General features: G+C 31.7%; 8 protein-coding genes. 7 read left to right on the forward strand and 1 reads right to left on the reverse strand.

The genetic code is table 11. The annotated features are described in order from the left end of the window. The first annotated feature begins 119 nt into the window (after window positions 1-119). Complete coding sequence (lepA, locus tag QPK35_RS02645) at window positions 120-1,958, forward strand: translation elongation factor 4 (protein WP_290033924.1); 1,839 nt, start codon at window positions 120-122, stop codon at window positions 1,956-1,958. Further along, window positions 1,945-2,202 (forward strand): hypothetical protein, encoded by a 258-nt coding sequence (locus QPK35_RS02650; RefSeq protein ID WP_290033925.1) that lies wholly within the window; start codon window positions 1,945-1,947, stop codon window positions 2,200-2,202. Before lepA ends, QPK35_RS02650 begins: the two co-directional genes overlap by 14 nt. 25 nt (window positions 2,203-2,227) lie before the next feature. Here the strand turns inward: QPK35_RS02650 and QPK35_RS02655 are convergent, their stop codons facing one another. After that, window positions 2,228-3,037 (reverse strand): pyruvate, water dikinase regulatory protein, encoded by an 810-nt coding sequence (locus tag QPK35_RS02655; RefSeq protein WP_290033926.1) that lies wholly within the window; start codon window positions 3,035-3,037, stop codon window positions 2,228-2,230. Between the two features lie 134 nt (window positions 3,038-3,171). Between QPK35_RS02655 and QPK35_RS02660 the strand changes: the two genes are divergently transcribed. From QPK35_RS02660 to QPK35_RS02680, 5 genes are all read left to right on the forward strand, one after another. Beyond that, window positions 3,172-7,086, forward strand: coding sequence for a PD-(D/E)XK nuclease family protein (locus QPK35_RS02660; protein ID WP_290033927.1), 3,915 nt, complete (start codon window positions 3,172-3,174; stop codon window positions 7,084-7,086). 2 nt (window positions 7,087-7,088) lie between these two features. Further along, window positions 7,089-11,099 (forward strand): helicase-exonuclease AddAB subunit AddA, encoded by a 4,011-nt coding sequence (addA, locus tag QPK35_RS02665; RefSeq protein WP_290033928.1) that lies wholly within the window; start codon window positions 7,089-7,091, stop codon window positions 11,097-11,099. A gap of 156 nt (window positions 11,100-11,255) precedes the next feature. Next, on the forward strand, window positions 11,256-11,441 hold the full coding sequence (gene rpsU, locus QPK35_RS02670) for a 30S ribosomal protein S21 (RefSeq protein ID WP_003694124.1): 186 nt from the start codon (window positions 11,256-11,258) through the stop codon (window positions 11,439-11,441). A gap of 28 nt (window positions 11,442-11,469) precedes the next feature. Next, entirely contained in the window at window positions 11,470-11,913 is a 444-nt protein-coding gene (locus tag QPK35_RS02675; RefSeq protein WP_290033929.1) for a GatB/YqeY domain-containing protein, read from the forward strand. A 155-nt stretch (window positions 11,914-12,068) separates the two neighbouring features. After that, a complete protein-coding gene (locus QPK35_RS02680; protein WP_290033930.1) occupies window positions 12,069-13,505 on the forward strand; it encodes a C69 family dipeptidase in 1,437 nt (478 codons plus the stop codon). The last annotated feature ends 89 nt before the right edge of the window (window positions 13,506-13,594 follow it).

Consider the following 13,594-nt stretch of genomic DNA (forward strand, 5'->3'; position numbering starts at 1 on the left):
AAAGATTGCTATAAATTAGCAATCTTTTTTTAATAAACTTAGTCTAATCTGGAATTTTAATTGCATTCAATTCTTGATATAATAATACTAAATACCATGTACGAAAGTAGGTAAGCACTTTGGATATAGGAGAAATGAAAGAACGTCAACGTCATATCCGTAATTTTTCAATTGTTGCTCACATTGATCACGGAAAATCAACTTTAGCTGATCGAATTTTAGAAATGACAGATACAGTTTCTAAACGTGAAATGCAAGACCAACTATTGGATTCAATGGATTTGGAACGTGAACGTGGAATTACAATCAAACTAAATGCAGTTGAATTGCATTATAAAGCTAAAGATGGAGAAACATATATTTTCCATTTAATTGATACTCCAGGACACGTTGATTTTTCATATGAAGTATCACGTTCTTTAGCAGCTTGTGAAGGTGCTATTTTAGTTGTTGATGCTGCACAAGGAGTTGAAGCCCAAACTTTAGCTAATGTTTATTTAGCATTGGATGATGATTTGGAAATTGTGCCAGTAATCAATAAGATTGATTTACCATCTGCACAACCTGAAAAAGTTCAAGAAGAAATTGAAGATGTGATTGGATTGGATGCATCTGATGCAGCATTTACTTCTGCTAAGACCGGATTAGGAGTAGATGATGTTTTAGAGAAAATTGTACATGATATTCCTGCACCAGATGGCGACATTCAAAAGCCATTGAAAGCTTTGATTTTTGATTCTGTTTATGATGATTATCGTGGAGTTGTATTAAGTATTCGAGTTGTTGAAGGAATTGTTAAACCTGGCGATAAGATTCGTTTAATGAACAGTGGCGCTGAATATGAAGTTACTGAAGTAGGGGTTAACTCACCTAAACCATTAAAAAGAGATTGCTTAATTGCTGGGGATGTAGGTTATTTAACAGCTTCAATTAAAGATATTCAAGATACTCGTGTTGGTGATACAGTTACAAATGCAGATAATCCAACTGATAAACCTTTAGCAGGATACCGTGAAATGAACCCAATGGTATATTCAGGATTGTATCCAACTGATAACGCTAAATATGATGATTTACGTGAAGCATTGGAAAAACTTAAACTGAATGATGCTGCCTTAGAATTTGAACCTGAAACTTCACAAGCTTTAGGTTTTGGATTCCGTTGTGGCTTTTTAGGATTATTACATATGGATGTTGTTCAAGAACGATTAGAACGTGAATTTAATATGGACTTGATTACAACAGCACCATCTGTAACTTATGATGTAGAATTAACAGATGGCACACGAAAGAAAGTAACTAACCCTTCTGAAATGCCAGAAACTTCAAGTATCAAGCAAGTTTATGAGCCATTTGTTCATGCAGAAATTATGGTACCAAACGATTATGTTGGAGCAGTTATGGAACTTTGCCAACATAAACGTGGACAATTTGTAACAATGGATTATTTAGATGATACACGTGTAAACGTAATTTATAAAATGCCATTGTCTGAAATTATTTTCGACTTCTTTGATAAATTAAAATCAAATACACGTGGATATGCATCACTTGACTATGAAATGGATAGTGAACAACCAAGTGATTTAGTTAAAATCGATATTTTACTTAACGGTGATAAGATTGATGCTTTAAGCTTTATTTCTCACCGAGAATTTGCTGACAAACGTGCTCGTGTAATTGTCGAAAAACTAAAGAAAATTATTCCACGACAAAACTTTGAAGTTCCAATTCAAGCTGCAATTGGTGCTAAGATTATTGCAAGAGCAACTATTAAAGCATATCGTAAAGATGTTACTGCTCGAATTCATACAGGGGATCCAGACCGACGTGCTAAATTGTTAGACAAACAAAAACGTGGTAAGAAACGAATGAAAGCAATTGGTAAAGTAGAAGTACCACAACAAGCTTTCATGGCAGTATTGAAAACAGATGATGAAGCAGATGGAAAACAATAAAATTAAAAATGCTAAGATTGGATTTATTATTGGAATTTTAATTCAAATTATCCTATGTTGTTTGAATTTTTCAATTTTTGGATGGTTTACATTAGTATTATTGGCATATCTGATTTGGGGATTTATTAAACTAAAAAAAGATAAAACATACTGGATTAAAATTCAAAAAGTATTTACAGTGATAATAATTTTAGAAGTATTAGTGAGTTTACCATTACTATATTTATTTCAACATATTATATAAAAAAACACGCATTATGCGTGTTTTTTTATTTGTTTTCTGGCAAACTTTCTAAAATCAATGTTGCAGTTTCTTCAATAGACTTGTGAGCAACATTAATTACTAGACAGCCAATCTTTTTATACAATTCATTTGCGGCTTTTAATTCATCTTCAATGTTGTCAATATTTGAATAATGAGTATTTGGTTTTAATCCATATGCAATCATCCGTTCTTTACGAATGTTATTTAAAATTTCTGGGTCATTAGTTAAACCAAAAATTTTGTTTTTATCGATTTCAAAAATCTCTTTTGGAATTTTAACATGAGGAACTAATGGCAAATTAGCAACTTTATATCCTAAGTTAGCTAAATATAGTGATAGTGGGGTTTTAGATGTTCGTGAAACTCCCAATAAAACAATATCAGCTTTTAGAAAACCGGATGGATCTTTTCCATCATCATATGTAACAGCAAATTCAGTGGCTTCAATTCGTTTGAAGTAATCTTTATCAGTTTCATGATTAATTCCAGGTTTGCGAAGGGGTTCTTCATGTGTTTTTTCCTGAAGTTCATTTAATAGACTACTAATACCATCATAATGACGAATTGAATTTTTTTGACAATAATCATTAATATAATTAGTTAATTCTTCAGTAATAAAAGTATGAATAATAAATGCATCTTCTCGTTTAGCACTTGCTAAAATTCCCTTTAAGATTGAGGTTGTAGTGATAAACGGAAAACGTTTAACTTGAAACTTAGTATCTGGAAATTGGACTGTTACAGCTTGAGCTAAAGACATAGCTGTTGCACCAATCGAATCAGACATTACATAGAGTTTGATATTTTTATTCATGTGTTTTCCTCCTTAATTTTAGAAAACGCTTTACTAACTATTATTATAATATTAAATCGATTAGAATCAAAGCATAAATCGTGAGGCAGTGTGTTATAATTTTGGTATTGATTACTACGGAAAGAGGTATATTCATGGGAGTTCAATTTGTATTAGGAAGAGCCTCAATGAACCATGAAACGGAAATGATTTCTCAGTTAAAGCAATGGAGAAATCAAAATCCAAATGGGAATTTTTTTTATTTAGTTCCAGAACATATTAAATTTGAATCAGAAATTGATGTATTATCTAAAATTCAAGATGAAGATGATCAAAATAAAGTATTTGCAAGCACAAGTGTACAAATTTTTTCATTTACACGACTAGCATGGTATTTTTTACGAAACACTTCAGTATTAAACAAACAAAACTTAAGTAAAACTGGATTATCAATGTTGATTACACATTTATTGAATCAATTAAACAAAGATGATCTAGTTATCTTTAGTGATGAACAAAATCAACCTGGATTTGCTGAAAAATTAGCTAAACAATTACTAGAATTACGTTTGAGTGGGTTGGAAGTTGACGATTTGAAAAAACTACAAAAAGGTGCTCAACGTAAACATCAAGATAATTTAGCTGATAAATTAGCAGATCTAACATTGATTTACGAAAAATTCTTATCATTTAAAATTGATGGTGAACAATCTTTATTGGAAACATATTTAGATTCAGCCAAACTTTTAGAGCTGCTAGAAGAATATCTTGCACAACATGATTTGAGTAATTACTATTTCTTAATTGATGGTTTTGATCAATTTAATGCTACTGAATTAAAAATTATTACGATATTAATGCAAAAGGCTAAAGAAGTTATGATTAGTTTACCTTTAACTGACCAAGCTTCAGTCCAAATTCCACAAACTAATGCATTATTTTATCGTACAAGTAAGCTATACCATCGTTTAAGAAAGTTAGCTAAGGGACAAAAGATTCAAGTTGTATGGGCAAAAGAGGCAAGAGTTAATAGTAACTTACAACAACTTGAAAACTATTGGATTAATGCACATGAACTAACAACTAATGCAGAGTATGAACTTGCTCCAGATGAAAAAGAAGATATTACAATAACACAAACTATTGATCGAATCAGTGAAATAAAATGGGTTGCTGCCAAAATTCGGCGAATGATGGCTGAAAGTCAAAATACTGAACATCCATATGAATACAGCGACTTTTTGATTTTGACTCCTCAAACTGAAAAATATCAAAATTTAATTGAGCCAATTTTCAATCAATTTAGAATTCCTTTATTTACTGATTTAACTCAAAAAATGAGTACTCACCCTTTAGTAGAATTTGTTTTAGGAATTTTTGATGTTCAACGTCATGGATTTAACTATCAATCCATAATGAGATTCCTAAAGACTGAATTGTTTGTTCCTGAATTATTTATTACTGGAAGAACTTTAGATCGGCTTAAAGCTAAGGAAGCAGCGTGGATTGAACATCATCCAAATAGTAAATGGAGTTTTGATCCTGAAGCTAGTGAACTTTATTTACGTCAAACAGCTACATTCAGAAACACATTGGATGTTGTTGAAAACTATATTCTCGAACATGGAATTCATACTTTATCTGACTGGAAAAAAGAGTGGATTGTTAAAGAACTCGGACTTAAAGAAAATGAAACTCAGGAAGAATTACTTGAAAGAGAACGGGCACTTGTAATCAATAGAAATGCGAATGAATTAAGAAAACAAGTAGTTAACTTATTTGAAGATTTTCGTGTGGGCTTAAAGAAAGTCGAAACGGGCTTGGACTTTGCCCAACTTCTATTTGATTTCATGGAAAAAGCACATGTTGCAGAAACATTGAGTAAATGGCAACAAGCAGCGATTGCAATTCAAGAAGAAAATCATGATGCTATGGCTACAACATTACATGGTGAAGCTATTGATACTACAAGAGCTCAACAAGTTTGGAATCAATTCTGTCAATTATTAGATGAATATGTTTTTGCATTAGGTAACGAAAAATTTGATGCAGAAATGTTTGTTAATATCTTCCAAAGTGGTTTTGAAAGTGCAAACTATAAACGTGTTCCATCAACATTAGACCAAGTTATTTTCTCTAAATCGAATGTACTTCAAATGCAAAATCGAAAGGTTTGCTTTATTATCGGTGCTACTGCTGATGTTATGCCAATGCGAATTGATACTGCAGAGTTATTAACGGAAGATGACCGCAATGTTTTAAATACTATTATGGATATTGCCAAAATAAGCACTGATAAGTATCTTCCTGAAACATGTGAGTTACGAATGGCAGCTGAACCATTTACTAATTACTTAGCCTTTATGAGTGGCAGTGAAAAACTATTTTTCACATATCCTGTTAATGATACAGATGGTACAGATTTACAAATTTCTCCATATGTTTCTGAAATCAAGGATGCTTTAAATCTTCCAATTCAAAAAGTAATGCTTACAGCACCAAATATGGGTCCGGAAATCATTGATTATGTGGGGACATTTGCTACAACAAGTAGTGAATTATTGAACTTATGTCGTCAATTGAAACATGATCAAAAAGAATTATCTCAAGAATGGGTAGCAATTTTTAATTATATTAAGCAACATCAAGGTAATCGTTTGCTACAAATATTTAAGAGTTTGAATTATCAAAATGAGATTTTGCCAGAACAAGAAGCTGACGAAAATAACCATAAAACTTTAGACACTGATTTAGTCAATGAGTTATATGGTAATCAAATTATGGGCTCAATCTCAAGATTAGAAACATTCTATAAAAACCCATATGAATATTTCTTGAAATATGGATTGAAACTAAAACCACGTGCACTTTATGAACCAACAAGTGCAAATGTTGGGGACTACTTCCACAATATAATGGCTGTTTTAATTGATGAATTGCAAAGTGAAGGCATGACTTTATCAAACCTTAGTTCAAGCGATTTTGATCAGATTTTGAGTAAGGTAATTATGCGAGTTGATCAATTGTCAGAATTTAATGTTTTCCAACAAACTGCTCGTAATCGATACTTACAAAATAAACTAAGAAGATCAGCTAAAAAAGTTTCACGTGCAATTTATCGTCAACATCATAAGAAGAAAATCTTTTCCCTTAAATCTGAAGCTACTTTTGGGTTTGGATCAGATGCAGTCTTGAAAGGAAAGAAATTTATTTCGTTAACAAATCCAAAGGATAGATTGCTCTTACAAGGTAGATTGGATCGAATAGATTTAGTAGAGGATCAGAACAATAATCTTTACTACAATGTTGCAGATTATAAATCTGGCCAAATTAAAACAAAATTAGATCAGTTCTTAGTAAAATCACTCAACGGGATTTCTTTGCAACTATTAACATATTTGGCAATTTTACGAGACAACCAAAAATCAATGTTGCAAATGTTACAAAATGACCGGGCATTAACTGCAGCACTAAAAGATGCACAAAAGGATCAGATCAAGCTAGGTAGTGCAGTATATTTCCATTTGGGTACACCACAATTAAAATTTGCTGATTATAATGCTCAGAATATGGTTGAAGCTCAAAGTATTTCAGATAAGAACTTTGTATATGATGGTCTATTTTGTGCTGATGTTTCAGATCTAAGTTACATTAAAGCACTAGGAACCTCATATCAGAACGATGAAAAAATAATCAATTTAGATAATTATAAAATTAAACTAAGTAAAGGCGGTTTGAATAAGCGAACAACAAAGAACCGTGTTTATAATGATGGACAATTTAATAAGTTACTAAATATGGATTTACTAAAAATTAGCCAAGCTACAGATGCAATTTTTAGCGGAATAATTGATTTAGCACCTTATAGATTAGGTAATGCAACTGGATTAGACTATTCAGACTACTTGCCAATTATGACATTTGATACTTTTATCGGAAATGAATTTAATGACTTGAATTCTAATATTGGCGATATATGGGAACAAATTGAGTCTGAAAGTGATCGTTGGAAGCAAATTAAGGATGAAGTTGAAGGATTAGATACCAAGAGAAAGAAGGGTAAAGATTAAAGATGGCAGATTTTAAAGATTATGCAACTGAGAACCAATTAAAAGCAGTTGAAAATCGTGGACATAATATTTTAGTTTCCGCCTCTGCTGGTTCTGGGAAAACTAAAGTATTGGTCGAACGTATCAAAGAAGAAATTTTAAATGAAAATGCAAAAATTTCACGAATGCTAATTATGACCTTTACCAATGCAGCAGCTAAGGAAATGAAAGATCGATTAACAAAGGTTTTACAAGATGAATTAGTTAAACAAATGAATTCAGTAAACAAAAACCCACAAAAGATTACTCATTTACAAAAACAACTAACTGCTATAAATGTGGCCGATATTAGTACAATAGACTCTTTCTGTTTAAAATTCTTGAAAAAATATTATTATGCAATTAATTTAGACCCTAATTTTCGTGTCCTTGCAGATTCAATTGAAAGTGATGTTTTAAAAGAAGATGTTTGGGAGAAAGTTCGTGAGAATTTTTATCAAAAATATGAAAATTTAGCTGGAATAGAATCACCAACAGAAGAGCAGAAATTACTCTTGCAAGAGTATGACGACTTATTAAATCTATTCACTACTGATCGAAGAGATGATGATTTAACTGAAGTTGTTTATCAAATGAATAATTTCGCAAGTGCTAATGAAAATCCTGAAAAATGGTTAATGGATGCAGTTGATAATTATGATTTTGACGAAGATACATTTACCGATACTAAAATTTTTAAAAATGTTATCAAAAAGAATGTTTTAAATGCATTGCAAACTACCTTAGAAAAATATCAAACATATTGGGATGATTTTCAAAATGAACAAGTTCCTCTTATGCAAGATTTTTATTCACTTAAAGAAAAAGAATTAGGAAAACTTAATGTTAAGATAATTACTAATAAAGAGATTGTCGAAGATGACATTTCTAAGTTACAAAATATAATGGATAGCTTAGAAAACGATACTATTGATTGGGACGATTTGCGCGAACAAATTGGGTTACTGTTCAGTAAAAAATTGAAGACCTTCTCAAAGAACCGTGATTTTCCAGATGATGATGACGTTATTGATCGCTATGATGAAATCAAGGCAAATTACGCAGATGCAAAAAAAATATTGGTTAAGTTACAAAACACATATTTCATATATTCTAATAGGCAACTAAAGGATGTTTTGAAACGTGCTAAGGGTGTAGTACAAGTTTTAATTAACTTAGTTTTAGATTTCAGAAATGAGTATTTAGAAACAAAATTGAAACGTCATGCGTTAGAATTTAGCGATTTAGAATATTTCACTCTTAAAATTTTGCAAGGCGATAGTGAAGTTTCACAGAAGATTCGTAAAGAATTAAAGTTACATTATACTGAAATAATGCTTGATGAATACCAAGATACTAATGGTGTTCAAGAAGCCATAATCCAAGCCATTGCAAACCACAATGTTTTCATGGTAGGGGATGTTAAACAGTCTATTTATCGCTTTAGACAAGCTGATCCAGGATTGTTTATGAAAAAATATCGAAACTTTAAACGAAGTGAAGAATCAACTGATTTAACCAGCGGTGAATTAATCGTCCTTCAAGAAAATTTCCGTTCAGTTAAAAACGTTGCAGAATTAACTAACTTGATTTTTATGCAAATTATGAATAGAAGTCTTGGTGAAATAGACTATGATGATGCGGCATTCTTAAAAGCAGAAAACCCAACATATAAAGTGGGCTTTGAAGATTTATCTGCAGATGTCATGATTTATTTGAAAGATTCTGAAAAACCAGATAATCAAAATAATGATGAACCTTTATTTAGATTAGAAGATAAGACTCAAGGACAACTGGTAATGATTGCAAATAAAATCAAGCAATTAATCGCTGATGGAACTGAAATATTTGATCGTAGCGAAGGTCATAAGCGTAAACTACGTTATTCAGATATTGCTATTTTATCTTCATCTCACCAAGATAGTTTATTAGTAAATGATGAATTTAAGCGTTTAGGTATTCCAGTTGAAATTGATGAGACTGATAATTATTTCAAGACTACTGAAATTCAAATTATGATTTCATATCTTAAAGTAATTGATAATCCACATCAAGATATTCCATTAGTAGCAGTTTTGCGCTCACCAATGTATGGTTTTGATGAAAATGAATTGGCTTATATCAGAATTAACCATTCTAATGGCGACTTTTATAGTGCTTTAACAAGCTTTAGAGGAAAATATGAAAATCATGATTCACTAAAAAAATATGATGCAGATAAGATTGATAAGCTTTATGAAAAAGTCTGTCAATTTACTGATGATTTAACTACATTCCGTGTGCAATCAAAACGAAGTGAATTAGCTATTTTAATTTGGAATATTTATACTACAACTGGATTTTTAGATTTTGTTGGCGGAATGCCAGGTGGATCTCAACGACAAGCCAATTTACATGCACTTTATGAACGGGCAACAACCTATGAAGAAACAAGTTTTAAAGGGCTTTTCCAATTCATCAGATTCATTGAACGGATGGATAAACAAAAGAACGATTTGCCAGAAATGAAACCTCAAGAAAATGAGGATACTGTTAAATTTATGACAATTCATAAAAGTAAAGGATTGGAATTTCCAGTTGTCTTTGTAACAAATCTAAGTACTAAATTTAACTTACAAGATTTGAATAAAAAATACGTTCTTGATGCTCAGTTAGGAATTGGAATTAATATTGTTGAATCTTCTAAAAATACAGTAGAACGGGATTCTAATTTTTCAATTAGAGAAGATGAAGCTGTTGATGTTCAAGAAACAACGCCAATTAATTTAGCAATTAAGGATCAAATTAAACGTAAATCATTAGCTGAAGAAATGCGTAAATTATATGTTGCACTTACTCGTGCAGAACAACAGATTTATTTAGTAGGGACATACCAAGATATTAATAAGTGGGCTAATGTATGGGGAACTAAAAAAGCTAATGATGAATTGGTAATTAAAGAAAATCAACGAATTGATGTTAATAACTTTATGGACTGGATCGGTCAAGCACTAGGAAGACAAGAGTCCATTTTAGATCAAACATCTGTATTTAGTTTGAAAGATCAGGAAATAATAAAACGAAATATTCGATTAGCATTTGATAAAACAAGCAAGTACTTTAAGAAAACTGATATTCCTGAAAAAATCAAAAATAGTGAGTTAAACTACACAGTTGAACTTTGGGAAAACGAAGCAGTTGCTTTTGAACGTGAAAATGAACAGTCAGATGTTGATGAAGATGCAACAATCATTCCACAAAAGATTAGCCAAACTTTAAATACAGAAGCTAAGGCAATTTTAGATTTTAAATATAAAAAACAATCTTTAACAAGAGAATCTGCTTATCAAGCTGTTACTGACATTCGGCGTTTATTTAATGATCCCGATAATGATTTAATGTCAGAATTCGATGCAGATAAAATGGAATTGATTTCTAAAGACAAGAAACCAAGTGCATTCTCATTTAATAAACCAGATTTTTTGACGACTGTTTCAGAAGTATCTTATGCCAAAATTGGGACCGCAACTCACTTGTTGTTTGAAAAAGTAGAACTAGATAAGCCGATTACAAAGCAATCGATTCAAGAGTTATTACTTTCTTTAGTACAAGAGGGATGTATTACAACTGAAGTTGCTCAAAAGATTGATTTAGATGGAGTTATTTCTTTCTATGAAACTAGTCTAGGAAAGAAAATATGTGAAAATCATGTAAATGTAAAACGAGAAGTGCCATTCTCACTGTTATTACCAGCTCAAATCTTAGTAAATAATGCAGTTGAAACCGATAAAAAGATTTTGGTTCACGGGATTATTGATGGATATTTTGAAGATCAAGAAACTGGTGAAGTATATTTATTTGATTACAAAACAGATCACTCATCACTAGATAAAATAAAATCAGATTACAAAGGACAAATTAATTTATATGCACTTGCATTAGAGAGCATTACAGGTAAGAAAGTTAACCAACGGTATTTGTATTCTGTTGAGAAAAAATCTTTAATAAAGCTATAAAATACAACTTTATTTAGGGAATATTTATTTGCAAATTGTTAAATTTATCTTGATGAAATAATTGATTATATTGTATAATTAAAATGAACTGTTAAGATGAAGTGCTTAGGTACGGATTAAGACGGTTACTTTAAAGCTCGGAGGGAGGGAAACAACATGTCAAAAACAGTCGTTCGTAAAAACGAATCTCTTGATGACGCTCTTCGTCGCTTCAAACGTTCCGTTTCAAAAACAGGTACTTTGCAAGAATATCGCAAACGTGAATTCTACGAAAAGCCAAGTGTAAAACGTAAGAAGAAATCAGAAGCTGCTCGTAAACGTAAGAACAAGCGCCGTTTCTAATGAACTTGGTTCTAAGGAGGCAATTGTGATGAGTTTAGTGGATTCATTACAAAAAGACATGATTGCTGCAATGAAAGCAAAGGATAAAGATAAATTAGGTACTATTCGAATGCTTAAAGCAGCATTAGCAAACGAAAAAATTAACGCTGGTCATGACTTATCTCCAGAAGAAGAGATTTCCGTTCTATCCCGTGAGTTAAAACAACGCAAAGATTCACTTGAAGAATTTGAAAAAGCTGGTCGTGAAGATTCAGTTGAAAAAATTAAAAAAGAAATCGAAGTTGTTGAAAGTTACTTACCAAAGCAATTAAGCGAAGATGAAGTAAAGGACATTGTTCAAGAAACAATTAACGAAGTCGGCGCAACATCCAAAGCTGATTTTGGTAAAGTAATGGGAGCAGTAATGCCTAAACTTAAGGGTAAGGCTGATGGTAAATTAGTCAATGAGACTGTTAAGTCATTACTCAGCTAATAAAAAAACTGTAGTTAATGCTACAGTTTTTTTATTTGTCCTTAAAACTAATTATTGCGCTTAGTTTTATTGTTTGAAGGAATCGTGTAAGTTTGCTAAAATTAGTTTAACTTATTAAAAATAATTTAACTTTATATAGAAATGGGGCATTTATTATGGAACAAATCGAACGTGCTTGTACATCAATGCTTGTAGGTAAAGATGCAAGTGCTGATGGTTCAGTAATGATCGCTCGAAATGACGATACATTTTTACCATTAACACCTCAACGTTTTTACATGCACCCAGCATGGCAAGGAGAAAAGGGTAAAAAAATTAAGTCATGGTTAAACGGCTTTGAAATGGAATTACCAGAAAATGGTTATCGTTACAATGCTGTACCAAATGTTGATTACAAAAATAATGGATACTACGAAGAAAGTGGTATTAATGAAAAGAATGTAGCAATGTCAGCCACAGAATCTACATATGGAAATGAACGTGCATTAGCATTTGATCCACTTGTTAAAGATGGTTTGGATGAAGATTGTATTGTTAACGTAACACTTCCATTTATTGATTCTGCACGTCAAGCAGTACAATTTTTAGGGAAAATTATTTCTAAATATGGTTCACCAGCTGGTAATTCTGTATTATTTGCAGATAAAAATGAAGCTTGGTACATGGAAATTGTTACTGGACACCTTTGGTTAGCACAACGTATCCCAGATGATGCATATGCAGTAGTTGCTAATGAAGTTGCGATTGAACAAGTTGATTTTGATGATACTGAAAACTTCCAATGGGCAGATGGTATTCAAGAATTCGTTGAAGAACATCATTTGAACCCTGATAAAGAAGGATGGAACTTCCGTCACATCTTCGGCACATACGATGAAAAAGACCGCCATTATAACACACCACGTGTATGGTATGGACATCATCTATTTAACCCAGAAGTTGAAGAAGATCCTGAATCAGGTGATTTGCCATTTATTATGCGAACAAGTCACAAATTTACACCTGATGATATTGAACAATATTTAGGTTCACATTATAATGAAACACCATATGATCCATATAGCAAAGACTCAACTGAAGAAGATATGTATCGTTATCGTCCAATTGGCTTGAACCGGACACAAAACTCACATGTTCTTCAATTGCGGAATGATGTTCCAGAAGAATTACAAGCTGTTATGTGGCTATGTATTGGTTTCCCAGAATTTTCACCATATATTCCATTCTATACAAATGCTAATGACACTGATCCAAGTTTCTCAGAAACTCCAATGGAAATGGATGTAGATTCAGATTCAGCATACTGGATGTACCGTCACATGTCTATGTTGGTTGAAAGTCATTATAGTAAATTTGTACAAGATAATCGCGATTACTTGAAAGAATGCCGTCGTGTTGAACGTCGTATGTTATGGCAATTCGATCAAGAAGCAGCCAAATTAAGTGGTGAAGAATTGACTGAATTCTTAACACAAAAGAACTATGAAATGGTTGCTAAGATCAAGAAAATGACAAAAGAACATATGAATAAGTTAATTATGAAGGGAATCGAACTTTCTAAATTTACTTTTGATATGGATAAGAACTTGTAATTTAAAACGGTAAACGTTGATATATTAGCGTTTACCGTTATTTTTGTATTCTTGATATTAAGTATAAATTATGTAAGTGTGCCAAACTT

Source organism: Ligilactobacillus cholophilus, from assembly GCF_030389495.1.
In the GTDB taxonomy this organism is placed as follows: Bacteria; Bacillota; Bacilli; order Lactobacillales; family Lactobacillaceae; genus Ligilactobacillus; species Ligilactobacillus cholophilus.

Bases quoted from the DNA above. Each gene is read 5' to 3' on its own strand.
- QPK35_RS02675 (WP_290033929.1), top strand. From the start codon at position 11,470: ATGAGTTTAGTGGATTCATTACAAAAAGACATGATTGCTGCAATGAAA.
- QPK35_RS02650 (WP_290033925.1), top strand. From the start codon at position 1,945: ATGGAAAACAATAAAATTAAAAATGCTAAGATTGGATTTATTATTGGA.
- QPK35_RS02655 (WP_290033926.1), bottom strand. From the start codon at position 3,037: ATGAATAAAAATATCAAACTCTATGTAATGTCTGATTCGATTGGTGCA.
- rpsU (WP_003694124.1), top strand. From the start codon at position 11,256: ATGTCAAAAACAGTCGTTCGTAAAAACGAATCTCTTGATGACGCTCTT.
- QPK35_RS02660 (WP_290033927.1), top strand. From the start codon at position 3,172: ATGGGAGTTCAATTTGTATTAGGAAGAGCCTCAATGAACCATGAAACG.
- addA (WP_290033928.1), top strand. From the start codon at position 7,089: ATGGCAGATTTTAAAGATTATGCAACTGAGAACCAATTAAAAGCAGTT.
- QPK35_RS02680 (WP_290033930.1), top strand. From the start codon at position 12,069: ATGGAACAAATCGAACGTGCTTGTACATCAATGCTTGTAGGTAAAGAT.